The sequence below is a fragment of the Microbacterium sp. Soil_C_42 genome (assembly GCF_057656735.1).
The window spans coordinates 1-17,698 of record NZ_JBDGJU010000055.1 but is presented as its reverse complement, the minus strand read 5'-3'; the positions used below and the strand labels follow the sequence as shown (position 1 = coordinate 17,698).

The 17,698-nt window shown below is 69.4% G+C and carries 11 protein-coding genes; 6 read left to right on the top strand and 5 right to left on the bottom strand.

The features are described from left to right. Positions 1-632 (bottom strand): M10 family metallopeptidase domain-containing protein (locus tag AC3A46_RS18440; RefSeq protein WP_487666522.1); only part of this gene is annotated, 632 nt, incomplete at its 3' end. 196 nt (positions 633-828) lie between these two features. Continuing rightward, entirely contained in the window at positions 829-2,370 is a 1,542-nt protein-coding gene (locus tag AC3A46_RS18435) for a DUF7059 domain-containing protein (RefSeq protein ID WP_487666521.1), read from the bottom strand. A 116-nt stretch (positions 2,371-2,486) separates the two neighbouring features. Between AC3A46_RS18435 and AC3A46_RS18430 the strand changes: the two genes are divergently transcribed. From AC3A46_RS18430 to AC3A46_RS18410, 5 genes are all read left to right on the top strand, one after another. After that, the gene (locus AC3A46_RS18430; protein WP_487666520.1) at positions 2,487-4,742 is read left to right on the top strand and encodes a DUF6049 family protein; all 2,256 of its coding nucleotides are present in this window, start codon (positions 2,487-2,489) and stop codon (positions 4,740-4,742) included. Beyond that, positions 4,739-6,352, top strand: a complete 1,614-nt coding sequence (gene murJ, locus AC3A46_RS18425; RefSeq protein ID WP_487666519.1) for a murein biosynthesis integral membrane protein MurJ — start codon at positions 4,739-4,741, stop codon at positions 6,350-6,352. Before AC3A46_RS18430 ends, murJ begins: the two co-directional genes overlap by 4 nt. A gap of 137 nt (positions 6,353-6,489) precedes the next feature. Continuing rightward, a complete protein-coding gene (trxB, locus tag AC3A46_RS18420; RefSeq protein WP_487666518.1) occupies positions 6,490-7,494 on the top strand; it encodes a thioredoxin-disulfide reductase in 1,005 nt (334 codons plus the stop codon). A 94-nt stretch (positions 7,495-7,588) separates the two neighbouring features. Next, complete coding sequence (gene trxA / locus AC3A46_RS18415) at positions 7,589-7,912, top strand: thioredoxin (protein ID WP_045301944.1); 324 nt, start codon at positions 7,589-7,591, stop codon at positions 7,910-7,912. Between the two features lie 216 nt (positions 7,913-8,128). Next, on the top strand, positions 8,129-8,545 hold the full coding sequence (locus AC3A46_RS18410; RefSeq protein ID WP_487666517.1) for a YciI family protein: 417 nt from the start codon (positions 8,129-8,131) through the stop codon (positions 8,543-8,545). Between the two features lie 17 nt (positions 8,546-8,562). Here AC3A46_RS18410 and AC3A46_RS18405 read toward each other — a convergent pair whose 3' ends face one another. Next, entirely contained in the window at positions 8,563-8,910 is a 348-nt protein-coding gene (locus tag AC3A46_RS18405) for a tryptophan synthase subunit alpha (protein ID WP_487666516.1), read from the bottom strand. A gap of 56 nt (positions 8,911-8,966) precedes the next feature. Here AC3A46_RS18405 and AC3A46_RS18400 point away from each other — a divergent pair, with 56 nt between their 5' ends. Continuing rightward, the gene (locus tag AC3A46_RS18400) at positions 8,967-10,232 is read left to right on the top strand and encodes an RNA polymerase sigma factor (protein WP_487666515.1); all 1,266 of its coding nucleotides are present in this window, start codon (positions 8,967-8,969) and stop codon (positions 10,230-10,232) included. Here AC3A46_RS18400 and AC3A46_RS18395 read toward each other — a convergent pair. Together AC3A46_RS18395 and AC3A46_RS18390 are read right to left on the bottom strand one after the other, a co-directional pair. Beyond that, on the bottom strand, positions 10,227-11,216 hold the full coding sequence (locus tag AC3A46_RS18395; RefSeq protein ID WP_487666514.1) for a ParB/RepB/Spo0J family partition protein: 990 nt from the start codon (positions 11,214-11,216) through the stop codon (positions 10,227-10,229). The two genes, AC3A46_RS18400 and AC3A46_RS18395, sit on opposite strands and share 6 nt — an antisense overlap. Further along, on the bottom strand, positions 11,216-12,139 hold the full coding sequence (locus AC3A46_RS18390; protein ID WP_487666523.1) for a ParA family protein: 924 nt from the start codon (positions 12,137-12,139) through the stop codon (positions 11,216-11,218). The genes AC3A46_RS18395 and AC3A46_RS18390 overlap by 1 nt, the downstream gene beginning before the upstream one ends. Positions 12,140-17,698: the final 5,559 nt, after the last annotated feature.

The following is a 17,698-nucleotide window of genomic DNA, read 5'->3' as shown; positions in this document are numbered from 1 at the left end:
GCCGCGGGGTCGCCGGTCACGGCGTCCGTCGCCGCGGTCAGCGGCAGCTCCGCGCCGGCGGCCAGCGCACGGAGCACGCTGACCCGGGCACCGGCGTCGACGCCGCGGGTGAGATGACGCTCGCCCGGCGCGAGGCTCTCGTGCATGATCGCGTCGGCGCGGCCGAGGTCCGCGCGGCCGAGCAGGTGCCCGATCTCGTGCGCGAGCACCGTCTGCAGGTCGAAGCGTCCCGCCGCCGGGCTCGAGCCCGAGGCGTGCGCGACGTCGCCGGAGCGCTGCGCGAACTCGTGCGAGGTGGACGGGGTGCTGTCGACGAACCAGCCTCGGCCCGCAGCATCCATGTCGATCGTGATCGTGCGTCCGGACGTGACCGCGAGCCGATCGCCGCTGACGGCGCCGACGCGCACGACGGCGCCCGCGAGGCCGGTCTCGCCCCACACCGCCAGGGCCGCCGGAAGCACCGTGTCGATGTCGGCGGGCGTGAGGTCGCGGATCGCGGAGGACGACCCGACGGGCGCGGCGGAGCGGAGCGCGAACTCGTCGGCGACGGCCGCAGGAGGGACCATGAGCGGGGTGATCGCCATCGAGAGCGAGACGGTGGCGGCGACCGCCGCGGAGCGCGCGCGTGACATCGTCGCTTGGCGCTCAGCGCGCAAGGGTCCCCGCGATTTCGCCACCGCAGCCCTCCCCAGGGCCTCAGACAGATCCCGAATTCGCCGCGTCGACGCGGCGCGGGCGCCCACACCAGCACCCGAGACGGATGATGGCCCTGCGCGGGCGGCCTGTCAAGATACTGTCGTCAACAGCATCCATATTCGTTTCGGCGCATCAAGGCGCGAAGCGGAGGAATCCCGTGAAGGCGAGTTCACGCGCACGGGGCAGCAGGTCCGCACGGAGCGCACCGGCGTCGACCTCGAGCAGGTCGGCGATCGCGTCGATGAGAACCCCGACGGGAAGGTCGCCGTCGCACGCGCCGACGAGCGCGGCGAGCCCCGGATCCACGCCGAGGGCGCGACCGAACCCGCCACCCTGGCGCAGTTCGATGACGGTCGGATCCTCGGCTCCGGGCAGGTGATGACGTGCTTCGGTGACGTCGGGGGCGACGACGAGGACGGATGCCGCGAGCCCCGCGTCGTCGAGCCCGCTCAGGCGGTCGTGGGCGTCGAGCGCGGCCGCGAGATGCGCCCCGAGCCCGTCACCCGCGAGGGCCGTGTGGAGGGTCTCATACCGGGCGAGCGTGGGCGTCCCGTCAGCCGGACGCCGCAGCAGCAGGTACCCGAAACCCACCTCCGTCACCGCGCGGGCCGCGAAGTCGTCGAGCCATGCGTCGACGAGTCTCGCGAAGCCGGGCGTGCCGGGCAGCGTGCCGCCGTCGCGCACCCACAGCTCGGCGTACGACAGCGGGTCCAGGCTCTCGCGCTCGACGACCCAGGCGTCGAGCGGCACCGGCGACGACTCGACCCATCCGCGCACACGCTCGAGGCCGGGCACGCCGTCGCGCGTCTCCCAGTTGCCGAGCAGCTGCGCGACCCCGCCGGGCGCCAGGTGCGCGCCGACCCCCTTCACGAACGCAGCCACGACGTCGTCGCCGACCATCCCGCCGTCGCGGTACTCGTAGGCGGGGACGTCGGCGACCCGCGGCGTGATCACGAACGGCGGGTTCGACACGACACGGTCGTACTGCTCTCCGGCGACCGGCTCGAAGAGGCTGCCCAGCCGCACCTCGATGCCGTCGATGCCGTTGAGGAGGGCGTTCAGCCGCGTGAACGACAGCGCGCGCGGCGAGATGTCGGTCGCGACGACGTGTGCGCCGTACGCGCGGGCGCGCAGCGCCTGTATGCCGCAGCCCGCCCCGATGTCGAGCGCGCGCTCGGCCGGGGTCGGCAGCTGCAGCCCGGCGAGCGTCAGCGACGCGCCGCCGACGCCGAGCACGTGATCCTCGGGCAGCGGCCCGCCGAGCGCCGCCTCGTCGAGGTCGCTCGCGATCCACCACTGCGCCGTCGCCTCATCTTGGCCGGGTCCTGAATCGTCGGTGTACGACTGCGGTCGCACCACCGCGAGAGGGCGCACCTCGCCGCCGTCGATCTCGGCGAGACCCAGCCGCGCCAGTCCTTCCGCACCGGCGCGCACGAGCGCGTGATCGACGGATGCCTCGGCCTGAGGCATCCCGAGCACCAGAAGCCTGCCCAGCACGGCGAGGGCGTCGCGGCGGTCGCCGAGGGCCCGCGACGCCGGCGATCGGAGGCCGCGCGCGATCGCATCGTCGGCCGCGGCGCCCCATGCGTCGCGCAGCGCTTCGGCGGTGAACCCGGCGCTGCGCAGGTCGGCGGCGAGGTCACGGCACAGGTCGGTATCCGGTTCGGGGAGCACGGCTCCATTCAACCGCGCCGCCCGCCCTCCGGCGGGCTCGGAGGCGCGGACCGTAGAATCTCCTCGATCGTGCGGTCAGGACATCGCACAGGAGCGAACCCCCCGACAGGATGATCGTGACTTCACCGCGAGCCCCGCGGCGTGCCCCGCGCCGCGCACCGCGCCTCGTGACCGCCGCCATGGCGGCCGGAGCCGTGCTCGCCGGTCTGCTGCTGCCGGCTCCGGCGATCGCGGCGGATCCGACGCCGATCCCCTCGCCGAGCGTGAGCTCCGCTGTCCCCGCCGGCACCACCGTGTTCACCCTGTCGCCGGTCGCCAACGGCATCGTGAATCCCGGCGATGCGCTGAGCGTGTCGGTCTCGATGCAGAACGGGACGGATGCGGAGCTGGCGGCCGCGACCGTCACCCTCTCCCTCGGACGCACGCCGCTCGCCGACCGCGACGCCCTGGGCGACTGGCTCGACGGCAGCTCGCCCGAGCTCGCGCTGGAGCCGATCGGCACCGACTCGATCGCCGCGGTCGAGCCCGGCGGCTTCCAGGTCCGCGGCATCACGGTCGCAGCCGATGACCCCGCCCTCGCCGGCCTCGCCCCCGGCGTCTACCCGCTCGCCGCGTCGTACCCCGCCGCGGAGGGCACCGTCACGTCGACGAGCGCGATGATCGTGCCGCCCACCGAGGCCATCGACGTCGGCATCGGCGTGGTCGTGCCGATCAGCGCAGGTCCTCTCAGCGAGGGCCTGCTCACCGCGGAGCAGCTGGCCGAGCTCACCGCGCCGGACGGCGATCTCACCAACCAGCTCGACGGGGTCACCGGCACCGCCGCCATCCTCGCGGTCGACCCCGCCGTGCCCGCGTCGATCCGGGTGCTCGGCACCTCGGCGCCCGAGTCCGCGCTCGAGTGGCTCACGCGCCTCGAGGCCATCCAGAACTCGCGCTTCGCCCTGCAGTTCGGCGACGCCGACGTCACCGCGCAGCTGCAGGCGGGCCTCCCGCGGCCGCTGCAGCCCACCTCGTTCAGCGCGTACATGTCGTCCTCGAACTTCGCGACGCCGACTCCGACGCCGACGCCCACACCCGCGCCGTCGGATGCGCCGACCACCGCACCCACCCCGCAGCCCGACAGCGCCCTCCCGAGCACCGATGAGCTGCTGGTCGTCGGCCCCGCCACCCGCCAGGGCGTGTACTGGCCCGCCGACGGCACGGCGGATGAGCAGATCGTCTCCCGCCTCGCCGACATGGCGACCGCCGACGGCACCGCGCCCGTCACGCTCATCCCGTCGTCGACGACGGATGCCGGCTCCGACGGCCGCACCGTCTCGGCGCACGGCCGGGTCGGCGCCGGCGAGGTGCTCGTCTACGACAGCGACGTCTCCGCCGCGCTCGATGACGCATCCCAGCAGGAGGAGTCCTGGCTGCGGGGCGCCCCGCTCACCACGGCCACCGCCTACCTCGCCTTCGCTGCGGCCGAGACGAAGGGCCCCCTCCTCGTCACCGTCGGCCGCGGCGACGGACGCTCGCGCGTCGAGCTCGGCGCCGCGATCTCCGCGGCCTTCTCCGCCCCCGACGTGACGCCCCGCACCATCGCGACGGTCGCGGCGGGGGAGGCGTTCGACCTCGAGCTGACCGGCGTGGAGTCTTCGCCCGAGCGCGCGGCCGCGGCATCCGCTCTCGTCGCCGACGAAAGCGAGCTCGCCCGGTTCGCCACGATCCTCGACCAGCCGTCGATGCTGACCGGACCCGAGCGCGCCGACATCCTGCAGCTGCTCGGCGTCGCGTGGATCGGCGACGCCACCTGGTCGACGCAGCTCGCCGACCACCGCGCCGCGACCGCCGGCACCCTGGACTCGGTCGCCCTCCTCCCCACCAGCCCGAGCGACCTCTACGGGTCGAGCGCCGCCCTCCGATTCTGGGTGCGCAACGACCTGCCGTACCCGGTCAACCTCGTGCTGTACGCGACCCGTGACAACCTGAGGCTCGACGTGCAGGGCGAGACGCCGATCGTCGCGACACCGCAGAGCAACACCCGCGTCGAGGTGCCGGTGCAGGCCCGCGTGGGCCGCGGCGACGTCACCCTGACACTGCAGCTGCGCAGCCCCGCCTTCGTCGCCATCGGCGAGCCCGAATCCGTCGAGATCAACGTCTACGCCGACTGGGAGGCCGTCGGCATCACCGCCCTCGCCGTGCTCGTCGGCATCCTCCTCCTGTTCGGCATCGCGCGCACCGTGCTGCGCATGCGCCGGAAGCGGAAGGGAACGGATTCTGCCGCCTCAGGTCCTGCGGAGGAGGCTCCGGCCGATGCGGGCGGAGCCGGCGAAGCGTCCGGTGCGGTCGAGACCGGAGCGCCTGCCGCAACCGAAGGGGACGAGCGGTGAGCGGGATCGGGCGCGCCAGTGCGCTCATCGGAGCGGGCACGATCGTGTCGCGCCTCACCGGCTTCCTCCGCTCCGTCGTGCTGGTGTCGGCCATCGGCGCGACCACCGCAGGGGGCAACGCGTTCGCGATCGCGAATCAACTCCCGAACAACATCTACGCGATCATCTCGACGGGCCTCCTGAGCGCCGTCGTCGTGCCCCAGATCGTCAAGGCCGCCGCCCATGACGATGGTGGGCGCGCCTTCGTCTCGAAGCTCTTCACCCTCGGGACCGTCGTGCTCCTCGGGACCGCCGTCCTCGCCACGATCGCGGCTCCGTGGCTCGTCGCCCTGTACGCCCCCGGCTATCCCCCTCAGCAGCAGGCCCTGGCAACGGCCTTCGCCTACTGGTGTCTGCCGCAGATCTTCTTCTACGGTCTGTTCGCGCTCGTCGGCGAATCCCTCAACGCTCGCCGGGTGTACGGGCCTTACACGTGGGCACCCATCGTCAACAACATCGTGTCGATCGCCGGCTTCCTCGTCTTCATCTGGCTCTTCGGCCCGACGGGTTCCGCGACGGCGTGGACGCCCGAGATGATCGCGGTGCTCGCAGGTACCGCGACGCTCGGCATCGTGGTGCAGACGGGGATCCTCTTCCTCTTCTGGCGGCAGACAGGACTGCACATCCGCCCCGACTTCGGCTGGAAGGGCGTGGGACTCGGGCAGATCGGAAAGCTCGCCGGCTGGACGTTCCTCATGGTCGTGGCGGGTCAGCTCGCCGGACTGGTCCAGTCGCAGGTCATGTCGGAGATCCCCAAGGGCGACCCGGGCGTCTTCGTGGCGCAGAACGCGTGGCTGCTGTTCATGCTCCCGTACTCGATCATCGTGCTGTCGATCGGCACCCCGTACTTCACCCAGTTGAGCGAGCACGCCGCAGCGGGCCGCGACGGCGAGGTGCGGGGCGACATCGGCCGCAGCATCCGCACGCTCGGAGTGTTCGTCGTCGCCGCCACAGCCGCGCTCGCTGCCGCCGCCATCCCCGCGTCCCGCATCTTCACCGGCAGCCCCGACGAAGCGGTCGCCGCAGCGGGGGTGCTGCTCTGCTACCTCGTGAGCCTCATCCCGCTCGCCGTGCTGTTCGTCGTGCAGCGCAGCTTCTACGCCTACGACGACACCCGGACCCCCTTCTTCTTCACGATCGTGCAGTGCGCGATCGTGGTGCTCACCGCCTGGGGTGCGCTGTGGGCCTTCCACGAAGGCGCGCTCCCTTCCGCGCAGCTGGTCGCCGCGGTCGCTCTGGGTCAGTCGTTCGCCAGCGTCGTGCAGGTGATCGTCGCGACCTGGCTGCTGCATCGGCGGCTGGGAAGCATCCACGTCGGCTCATGGCTCTGGGCGCTCGGAAGGTTCGCACTGGCTGCGATCCCTGCGGGTGTCGTCGGCTGGCTGATGTTCGAGCTGCTGGGCGGCGTCGACGGGTGGATGGTGTCCGACAAGATCCTGGGTGCCGTGGGCGCCGCCATCATCGGCACCGTGGTCATCGCGGTGTATCTCGGCATCCTGGCCGTCTTCCGCGCGCCCGAGCTGGCGGTCGCCACCGGCCTCGTGCGCCGCTTCCTGCCCGGCAGACGCTGAGGCCCCCGCCCATGTGTCCCGCCGGGGCGCGGGGGACGGGTCACGGAATGCCACGCGGTTACCATGTGTTGAGGCATCCGGAGCCATCGCGCGTGTCATGGGACGTTCCGCGAGGCTTCACGAGGAAAGGTGCGCACGTGCGTCAGGTCATCATCATCGGTTCAGGTCCCGCGGGTTACACGGCGGCGATCTACGCCGCACGGGCCAACCTGAGCCCGCTCGTCGTGGCGAGTTCGGTCGAGGCCGGCGGCGAGCTGATGAACACCACCGAGGTCGAGAACTTCCCCGGGTTCCCCGAGGCGATCATGGGTCCCGATCTCATGGCGAAGATGCAGGAGCAGGCCGAGCGGTTCGGCGCCGAGGTGCTGTACGACGACGTCGTCTCGCTCGACATCGACGGGCCGGTCAAGAAGGTCACCCTCGGCAGCGGCGCCTCTCACGAGGCCGACGCGCTGGTGTTCGCGACCGGTTCCGCTCCGCGCAAGATCGGCATCGAGGGTGAAGCCCGCCTGTCGGGCCGCGGGGTGTCGTACTGCGCGACCTGCGACGGATTCTTCTTCCGCGAGCGCGTGATCGCCGTCGTCGGCGGCGGAGACTCCGCGATGGAGGAGGCCACCTTCCTCACCAAGTTCGCGTCGAAGGTGTACATCATCCACCGTCGTGACGAGCTGCGCGCCTCGAAGATCATGCAGGAGCGGGCGTTCAAGAACGACAAGATCGAGTTCGTCTGGAACAGCGAGGTCGTCGACATCCTCGGCGACGAGGCGGTCACCGGCGTCGTGCTCGAGGACACCGTCGACGGCTCGCGTCGTGAGCTCGCGCTGGACGGCGTGTTCGTCGCGATCGGCAACGACCCGCGTACGCACCTCGTGCACGACAAGCTCGACCTCACCGCCGAGGGGACCGTCTGGGTCGATGGCCGTTCGTCGCGCACCTCGGTGCCCGGTGTCTTCGCCGCCGGCGACGTGATCGACCCGACCTACCGTCAGGCGGTCACCGCCGCGGGCAGCGGCACCGTCGCGGCCCTGGACGTCGAGCACTTCCTCGCAGCGCTCGGCGAGGCCGGCGCTCCCGCCCGCGACGCCGCCGAGATCGACGGACTCCCCGGCGCCGAGCCGGTCGCCAAGGTCGACGCCGCATAACGCGCGACCGGGCGCCGCACAAGCCCGGGAACACTCCACGCCCCTCTCGCGTTGAATGAGCGTGGACAGACTTCCCAGAGAAGGAGAAACACAGATGACCGCCAAGGCGACGACTTCCGCCACGTTCGAGCAGGACGTGCTTCAGGCCGAGGGTCCGGTGCTCGTGGACTTCTGGGCGGAGTGGTGCGGCCCATGTCGCATGGTCTCGCCCGTCCTCGACCAGATCCAGTCGGAGCACCCCGACAAGATCACGATCCTCAAGCTCAACGTGGACGAGAACCCCGACCTCGCGATGAAGTACCAGATCACCTCCATCCCCGCGATGAAGGTGTTCAACAAGGGCGCGGTCGAGACCACGATCATCGGCGCCAAGCCGAAGTTCGCGCTCGAGCAGGATCTCGCGGCCTACATCGGCTGAGTTCCCTCACGCCTCTCGAAGACCCCGCCGACCCGTTCGGCGGGGTTTTCGTATTCCTACCAGGGCTTTTCTCAGTATGCTGTTTCCGGCATCCGAGATTCCCGCGAGAATCTTCGCGCGCGATGTCGATCTGCGCGAGGCTGGTTCGACGCACATGGCGAAGGGGCCGAACGGGCCTCCAACCGGGCCATCATCGCCCCGACGAAAGGTATTCCCATGCGTTACATGCTCATCATGCAGGTCGGTGCCGAGGCTGCTGCGGCATTCGACCCCGAGGCGTTCGACATGGCGGAGGCGTACGCCGCCATGGGCGCGTACAACGAGGAGCTGCAGAAGGCCGGGGTGTTCCTGAGCGCCGAGGGGCTGTCCGACGCCGCCGAGGGCTTCCGCATCGACTTCGACTCGGTCCCGCCCGCGCTGACCGACGGACCGTTCGCCGAAGCACGCGAAGTCTTCACCGGCTTCTGGATTCTCGAGGTCGCCTCCCGCGAGGAGGCCGAGCACTGGGCACGCAAGTGCCCGCTGGGCCCCGGCACCGCACTGGAGGTGCGTCGCATCAACGAGCTCGGCGATTTCGACCAGAACGACGAGTGGGTCGCCAAGGAGAAGGAGTGGCGTGCCGCCAACTCGTGACTCGCGAGCTGCGCGCTTCAGCTCGCTTCGGCACGCACCGTCGGGTCCCACCGGCGGTGCGTGTTCGCGTCGCCCAGCAAGGACCACACGGCGCGGGTGAGCGGGGGATAGTCGAGGGCGATCTGCCTCAGCACGCGGTAGTGGCGGTTGGCGTTCGGGCGCGCCCCGCCGTCGGCGGCGATGTTCTCGGCGCGGAGCAGATACACGACGAGCTCGTCGACGGACGGCAGATCGTCCATGAACTCCCACGGGTCCTCGCCGGCACGGAGGCGCTCATGCACCAGCACCGAGAGCTCGTCAGCGGCTTCGGCACGGAGCAGCTCGAGGCTCGCACGTCGCCGCGGGGTCTGCTCGTCGTTCGCCATCAATCCAGGGTACGTGCCGATCCCGACACCGTGGGTCACGCGCCTACGCTGGCAGCATGACCTCCCACGACGATGCCCACGCGCGCCGTGCGGTCGAAGCCGTGTGGCGCGACGAGTCCGCGCGCATCGTCTCGGCGCTGACGCGGCACACCGGCGACTTCTCGTGGGCCGAGGATCTCGCCCAAGAGGCGCTCGTCGAAGCCCTCGCCGCGTGGCCGGGCAGCGGCATCCCTGACAATCCGGGAGCCTGGCTCATGTCGGTCGCCAAGCGCCGCGCGATCGACGGGTGGCGACGGCGCGAACGGATGTCGCAGCGAGAGCCCCTGTTCGTCTCGGAGGCTCTCGTGGCCGAGGCGATCGACTCGGTGCCCGACGACGCCGACCCCGACCGCATCGACGACGACGTGCTGCGTCTCGTCTTCGTCGCCTGCCACCCGGTGCTCCCGGCACAGGCGCGCCTCGCCCTCACACTGCGCACGGTGGCCGGTCTCACCACCGAGCAGATCGCGCGGGCGCTGCTGATGACCGTGCCGACGGTGCAGCAGCGCATCGTGCGGGCCAAGCGGACCCTCGCGGCAGAGGGCGTGCCGTTCGAGGTGCCCGACCGTGCCGAACGGCCGGCGCGGCTGGCGAGCGTGCTCCAGGTGATCTATCTCCTCTTCACCGAGGGGTACTCGGCGGCGGAAGGGGAGGGGCTCATCCGTCCCGACGTCGCGCGCGAGGCGGTGCGGCTGGGTCGGCAGCTCGCCGCGCTCATGCCGCCTGAGCCCGAGATCTGGTCGCTCATCGCGCTCATGGAGTTCCAGTCGTCGCGCTTCGCCGCGCGCATCGACGCCGACGGCCTCCCGGTGACCCTGGAAGACCAGGACCGCCGCCGATGGGATCGTTCCGCGATCGCCCGCGGCGTGGAAGCGATGGGACGCGCGGATGCATCGACACGAGGCCTCGGCTACTACGGCCTGCAGGCCGCCATCGCGCAGTGCCACGCGGTCGCCCCGTCGTTCGCCGAGACGGACTGGGAGCAGATCCTCCGGCTCTACGACGCGCTGGTGTCGCTCGCGCCGTCGGCTGTCGTCCGCCTCAACCGGGCGGTCGCGCTCTCCATGGCGCGCGGCCCCGAGCCCGCTCTCGCCGTGGTGGACGCGCTCGCGCCCGAGCTGTCGGGGTTTCGCCCTCTCCCCGCCGTGCGCGCTGAGCTGCTGGAGCGACTCGGACGAACGGAGGCCGCAGCCGCAGCGTTCCTCGCGGCAGCGGAGCTGCCGGGCAATGCCGCTGAGGCGGAAGCGCTGCGCCGGCGTGCTCGGGCGCTCGGGCGCCTATGAGGCCTCGAGGGCCCCGTACTCCGTCTCACCGATCTCCGCGAGGATGCGATTGAGGTCCTGAATCGTCGCGAAGTCGATGCTGATCTGGCCTTTTCGTGCCGTCAGTGCGATCTTCACCCGGGTGTTGAGGCGATCGCCCAGTCGTCCGGCAACTTCGTCCAGGTGAGCGCGGCGTGAACCGGCCTGCGGCTTGACGGAACGGGTGGGGGAGGCATCCGGAAGCTTCGCCGCAGCCTCCGCCGCACGGACTGAGAGATCCTCGTTGACGATCTTGTCGGCGAAACGCTGCATGGCCGTCGGGTCTTCGAGCGACAGGATCGCGCGCGCGTGCCCGGCGGTGAGCACTCCTGCGGCGACCCGCTGCTGCACCGGCATCGGGAGCTTGAGGAGGCGGATCGTGTTGCTGATCTGCGGACGCGAGCGGCCGATGCGGGTCGCGAGCTCTTCCTGAGTGATGCCGAAGTCCTCGAGCAGCTGCTGGTACGCCGAGGCCTCTTCGAGGGGGTTCAGCTCGGAGCGGTGCAGGTTCTCGAGCAGGGCGTCGCGGAGCAGGTGCTCGTCGGCGGTGTCGCGCACGATCGCGGGGATCTCGGAGAGTCCGGCCTCACGAGCGGCGCGCGTACGACGCTCACCCATGATGAGCTCGTAGTCGCCCTTCTCGTTGAGCCGGACGACGACGGGCTGCAGTACGCCGAACTCGCGCACGCTGTGCACGAGCTCCGCGAAGTGCTCCGGGTCGAAGTTCGTGCGGGGCTGACGCGGGTTTGGCACGATGTCGTGCGGGTCGATGTGCGCCAGGCGCGCGCCGGGCACCTCGACGAGATCGTCCTGGCCGTCCGGCTCGACGGTCTCGGCGGGCGGCTCCGCTTCAGCCACCGCGACGGCGCGAGGGAAGAAGACGTCTGAGGGACGCTCGTCGGCCTGCTCGCTGGTCGGGATCAGTGCGCCGATTCCGCGGCCGAGTCCTGTGCGCTTCGCTGCCATCAGGCGCCCCTTTCATTCGAGGCGCTGTCGCGCCGGATCATCTCGACTGCCGCCTCGCGGTACGCGATGGCGCCGGCCGACTGTCCATCGTAGGCGAGAACCGACTGCCCGAAACTCGGCGCCTCTGAGACGCGCACCGAACGCGGGATGATCGTGTCGAGCACTTCGGTCGGGAAGTGGGCGCGCACCTCGTCGGCGACCTGCTGCGCAAGCCTCGTGCGCCCGTCGTACATCGTCAGCATGATGGTCGACAGCTGCAGGCGGGGGTTGAGGTGCTTCTGGATCATGCGCACCGTGCCGAGCAGCTGACTCAGCCCCTCGAGCGCGTAGTACTCGCACTGGATGGGGATGAGGAGCTCGCTCGCCGCGGTGAAGGCGTTGATCGTGAGAAGCCCGAGCGAGGGCGGGCAGTCGATGAGGATGAAGTCGAGCTCGCCCGGATTGTTCGCGAGATAGTCGTCTACGGCGACGCGCAGTCGATGCTCGCGTGCGACCTGCGACACGAGCTCGATCTCCGCGCCCGCCAGGTGGATGGTGCTCGGCGCGCACAGCAGGTTGGGCGACTCTGGGCTCACCTGGATGATGTCGGCCAGCGGAAACTCATCGATGAGCACGTCGTAGACGCTCGGCGTATCCGCGGTGTGCGGCACTCCCAGCGCCGTCGAGGCGTTGCCCTGCGGATCGAGGTCGATCACGAGCACCTTCGCCCCACGCTCGGCCATGGCGGCGGCCAGGTTGACGGTGGTCGTCGTCTTGCCGACACCGCCCTTCTGGTTCGAGACGGTGAGGACTCGCGTGCGTCCGGTGAGCTGGACGTCGGCGACTTCGAGCGCCTTGCGACGTGCGGTGAGGTCTGCGAGCTCCCGCGCGATGGGGGAGTCGTCTTCTTCCTGCGCGAGAGCGGCGCCGTCTTGCTGGACGATGGGGGATTCCTCTTCCTGCGGGACGGTGGGGCGCTCGGGGGATGCGATGACTTCGGGTGCGGGGTCAGCGTACTCGGACGATGCGACATCGCCGTCGGAGTCTGCGCGCTCGACCTCGTCATCCTGCGGGGTGATCTCGTCGGTCACGCCGTCCTGCGGGGAGTTTGCGGGCTCCTCAGGAACGGGGACTTCGTCGGGAAGAACGTCTTCCCCGGGGCTGGCGGCTTCCTCGGGCACGGCAGCTCCGTCGGACACAGCGCTCTCACTGTGCGAGTGGATCTCAATGTCGTTGGCCACCGGGGTGGACGCATCCGGCGACTCCGCAGACTGCGGTGTCCAGACGGTCGGCGGTTCATCGGACGAGAAGGATGCCTGATCGTCGCTCTCGTCGGGTTGTTTCACGTGAAACTCTCCCCCGTGCCCGAGCCGCTCAACATCGTCTTCCACCCTATCCCGCCTTCCCCCCATCCCCAGCCGCCGGAGCCACTTATTCATTCGTTCCTTACCGTTTCGCGTGGATCACCCACCCTCCCTAGTCAACCCCGCGCAGGCCGTTCGGGCACGCCAACCCGCCGCTCGGATACGACTGAGAAATCCCTCATCTGACGCCCGTCGACCTGTTCGCGTTCCGGTGCCGACGACCAGTCTCGAGGTTTCCCATACGGCCTGAAGACGTGCGGGCGCGGGCGCACTCGCCGCGCCTCGTGCGGTCGTTTCACGTGAAACGGACGGAGTTGAAGCTCACCTGTGACATCGGCATCGGAAGGCGGTGTGTACAGCTGCAGTCCGGTCTCGGGGACCTACCCGATCTTCATTCGCCTCAAACAACCTGTGCCGGCGCGGGTACGGGATGGTGCACCGACGCGGAAGCGGATGCACACCTCCGCGACGACTTCAGGCGGCGCTCGCAGCTACGATGGCCGGTTCTCTGGACATCGTGTTTCACGTGAAACTCTCTGCGGCGTTGTTGGAGATTCCGCACCGTTCAGGCCCAGACGAGCGTGCGCTCTCAGACGGCCGCGCTCTGCGGACCGCCTCCCGGTCGCGAACCCGGCCTGCACCACCGATCGCGACATCTCCTCACTCCGCGGGACGGAGCTCATGCGACTTGTTGCGGGAAGAAGTCCAGCACTCGGCGGACATGCCGTCGATTGCGCCGTGGACTCGGCCTCGGCACCATCCGATGAGGAACCGACACCCGCGCGGTCAGCGTCCTGCCTCGAGCGGAGTTCATGGCTACCCGTCCCATCCTCCGGATGGCACGGGTGCGTGAAGTCGCAACTCTTCGTTCGCTGGTCCCCACAACTCGCGGCCGAGCGCGCCAATCCCGGCTCAGGGGAGAGGACCTATCGGTCGTGGGGCCATGGTGCCGCGACGTCGACTCGCGACGATCGCCAATGGTTACTGGCCGATAGTTGCGGTGGGTTCGGGCTGCGGTTCACCAAAGGAATCGATCTCCGACTCCCAGGCACTCAGCGCGCACATCTGAACGCGGCAGCGAAGCTGCAACACGGAACGCGTGTAGGGGTCCAGATCACCTCGTCTCGCCACCCCGGTGATGTGCAGTGGTCCGAGCCTCACGCCACAAGACCGATGGTCCCCACGGTCTATCGAAATCACTGGTCGCAGTCCGTGAGCAGTTGAGGGCCAGACAGAAGTCTGCGCATGTTTCACGTGAAACCATGCGGAGACGGGAACTTCGCGACTCTCAACACCACCGCCCGCCCGATCGGCCCGGTCGCCGTAGCGTCGTTCGTCACGGAGATTCCGGCGTGCACGCTGACCTCGGTGCCGCGCCCCTGCGCGACACCTGCGGAAAGGCCGTCGCTTGGTCGACGCACTCGCCAACGCTCCGTTTCACGTGAAACGGAGCCCGCGCCGGAGCTGGCGCGCCGCCACACATCGCTGGCGAGAGCCGACGGTCCCAGATCAGGAGATGGTGAGCGAGGGCCAGGATGCCGTGTTGCGAGAACTCCGCGACAGACCCGCGCCGACGGCGGTGCGTGCGGTGCACCGCTGTTGACGAATGCGGCCCCTCGCCCGTCGAGCGGCGTGCGCCGGCCTTTTGTGGACGCCCGGCATCGCCGCCTCGAAGGGTTCGTCGACCCCTGTGTGATCGACGAGGGGACGCAAGGTGGTTCGAGATCATGCTGGCGCGCGCGATGAACCCGTCTACGACACCGTGCGCAGGCATTGGCATCGGGAGAACGGCGCGGAGACCCGCCCGGTCCACGTTGTTCGCGGCAGTTCAGCGAGGGGCGAGGTGCCAAAGCCTCGCTCAGCACGGAAGACCCCGCGATCACTCCCGCGGTCACAACTGTGCAAGGTGGGCCTCGCTCGGCACATCATCGACCGTGGGCTTCCCGCCGCGAGCCTTCTTCGACCATACTGCCGCCGCGACGGCATCCTCTGCCTGAGCTGGTAGGGCGGATATCTCGCCCCCATCGACTGCTGCTTCCCATCGAAGACACGTCCGCCGCAGCCAGGGCCACCTGCACGCACGCCACTCTCGCGGCGCGGGCACGAGGGCGGCGGATACGCGCAGCACTCGCCAGGGGCATCGGCTGCAGGTGGTGAGTGACGTCGATTGACGCATGGGAAGGCAGCTCGAGGTGCGCCGCTCTTCCGTTGCCCAGGGGAGGGGGAGACTCACACATCGAACGGTCGTCACCATCGCGCCACTGTGCTTGAGCCAGTCACGCTTCGAGAATTCACCGGAATCGGTGGCCGCAAAGCACCTCCCAGCATCAACGCGTGCCCACGTGATCCTCACCGAACGAGAGATTCTCTGGCGGTAGGGTGCGGCTACCTGAGAGACATGGCATGCCGCCGTGTGGCACCGTGTGGGCGGGGATCCCACAAACCGCGCCGATCCAAAGACATCTCGCGATCGTTCGTGCGGCTCAGCGAGGACGGTCCGGTCTCGCCGCGCCGAATCTAGACGCGCGCGGGGGGTCCAATCCAAGGTCATGGTGACAAGCAGACAGCGCGGAGGAGACTGCAGCTCAACGACGGCGCAACCCGCGGTCGACTCATCCACGCGCTAAGCCCGACCGCTCCCCGTCGGTCGGGAAGCCGATGTGGGGGATCGCATCAGCTATCGGCCGAGCCGACCTCCGCGGGCGATGCGCCTCACCAACGTCGGGCTCTCCAGCCCAAGCCTGGGGGCGGGTCTCTCGTCGTGCTGTACACGAGCGCCGACACGGAGCCAGAATGCATCACCACTACTCCGCGGCTGACTTCAACCGGTCTGCTGAACAGACCGCGTGTTGCAAATGTTTCACGTGAAACAGACCGTGCGTTTGCGACCATTGCGCGGCACGTGCGACGGCACCCCCAGCCGCCAGACTCGTACTCGTCCCGTCACCTCCACGGGTCGGCCGATACGCGCGATGCCCGGCGGCGCCTAACGGCGCCCTTCACCTCACACGCCCGTGCAACGAGGTGGATCATGGCGTCGAACGTCGCAACGGCGTACCGATGCGATGATGCGACGATGGGTCCCACTCCGCGCTGCAAAACGCGGCTGCACGCATGGGGAACGACGCGCAACCGCGGCGGAGCGTGCAGGTGACGGAGTGCCGCGCCCAGAGCCGACAGCCATCGAGCCGGCCCGCCACGTGTTTCACGTGAAACGGGACAGTGATCCGTCCTCTACCCGCTGACCGTTCCCAGCGACCTCGGCGCACGACGAGCCCACGATGGAGACTTTTGACGGCGCACAGACCGCGACGGCGCATCGCCCGCTCCTGGCACCGAGGAGCACGGCGTCCAGCCCTGGCGAACGAGGTCGACCACGCTCCGTTTGCCCCCCGTCATGCATCTGGGCGGCTGGACGAGTCTGGCGCTGCCAACTCCGAGACGACGTCTCGCTCCCGCCGCCATGGCTGCAGTGAGCGATCAGCCATCGATCAGGGTCCGCCGTCGCATGTTTCACGTGAAACCTCGCCGATGACACGGTGGCGGACACGGTGAGTCGACCGACGACCGCCGCTCAGCCGCCAGCAACTTCTCAGGGGGAGAAGTGGCGGCGCACAGCGCGACGTTCCCCGCCTGCTCTCATGTGCATCAGAAGACACGCCAACCGGTTCTCTGGGGACCAACACATACGCGACCTGCAGCCATGCCCGCTCACTCCACATCGCCACCGAGAGCTAGCTGTGTCATCCGGGCGTTGGGCCGGGCGTTTCACGTGAAACGTAGTGGACCACATGTTCGGTAATGCAGTCGCCGAGTACCGGAGGCTCGCCGAAAGGAATCCGAGGACATCCGAAGCGTCCAGCGGGTTCAATTGTGCGGCCCCTGCACTCACCCTGCACCGAGGCGGATGACGGCCAGAGAGCGGCGGCACCGCACGACTCGAGTCTCAGTTGGACTCAGTCGGCTCTGCACTGTGGGACGACCGTGCGACTTTTGTGTCGGCGCTGAACTTGCTTCAGAGAGCGCCCACGCCAAGCGGCTGGCAAACCATCCGGGCTCGACTCCGAATGTTTCACGTGAAACGTGACCCACGACGTCGGCGAGGCGTGTGCGATTGACCGGTAGCCAAGGCCTCCCCGGAAGGCGATCTCGCGATGCCCGGGCGTCCCCGCCGCACGGGATCTTGCGGCGAGAGAACTCGTGCCGTTTCCAGCAAGCGCGTCGGGGACGCACCCCACCCGCGATCAGGCCTGAGGCCGTGGGGGAGATGACGGATGTCACTGACCAACACCCGGCACACGTGCTCGAACGACAACGCATCCAAACTAGACGGCTGCTCCCGCGGTACGGATTGATCGCTGATCAGACGGCTGCCCGCGGAGGGTGAGCCGAGGGCGCGGATCGCGGAGCATTTCGGGGATGTCGCGGACGATGGTGATCAAGGCGGTGGCCTCGAACGCGCCGCCGAGCAACGAGCGAAAGGCGGCGCCGACGTCTTTCACACCGTTCGGGGCGCGGGTGCAGTCGCCACGGGATACCGGGCATGCCGACGACGGTGCTTGCGGAGCGCGTGGGGTGACGGGCTCCATCCGCTCGTTCCGTGACAACGGGGTTTCGAACCGAGCAGCAGCGGATCTACTCCGCGGACCCGCTGGTCTGGGCGGCCGGTGACGCGGCGCAATGCGATCGGCGGCTTCTGTCGCGGAAGATCCCGCTCGAGGACGGGTCCGGGAGGCTGCCGCCGGTGCTGGTGATCACGCCGGCGCACGGACGTTCGCGAGCGGGCGGAGGCTACCGACTCCCCGGACCGAGGACCTGCTGCTGGGGGATGTGGGGGCTGATCGAGCAGTTCGGTCGGGTGACGTGCCGTTTGCCCTGAGACAGCGAGCCGGGCATGGGCCGCGGCGCGCACCTCACGCCGAACGGGTCGACGCATTCATGGGGACTCTCGCTACGAAGCTGGTTGCGGCCGCCACATATCCGCAGTCGTTGTGGGTCGATCGGAGGTCACGGTGGAGGTGACGTCCCCTGTGGTGGTGGGGTTTCCGGTGGGGTTGCCGGCGTCGTAGACGTTGGTGAGCCATCGTGCGATGGTCAGTGAGAACCGGCTAAAGCTACTCACAGAAGGACACAACGCAC

Excerpts from the sequence above, each read along its gene's own strand:
- trxA (WP_045301944.1), top strand. The coding sequence starts at position 7,589 with ATGACCGCCAAGGCGACGACTTCCGCCACGTTCGAGCAGGACGTGCTT.
- AC3A46_RS18410 (WP_487666517.1), top strand. The coding sequence starts at position 8,129 with ATGCGTTACATGCTCATCATGCAGGTCGGTGCCGAGGCTGCTGCGGCA.
- AC3A46_RS18405 (WP_487666516.1), bottom strand. The coding sequence starts at position 8,910 with ATGGCGAACGACGAGCAGACCCCGCGGCGACGTGCGAGCCTCGAGCTG.
- AC3A46_RS18400 (WP_487666515.1), top strand. The coding sequence starts at position 8,967 with ATGACCTCCCACGACGATGCCCACGCGCGCCGTGCGGTCGAAGCCGTG.
- AC3A46_RS18395 (WP_487666514.1), bottom strand. The coding sequence starts at position 11,216 with ATGGCAGCGAAGCGCACAGGACTCGGCCGCGGAATCGGCGCACTGATC.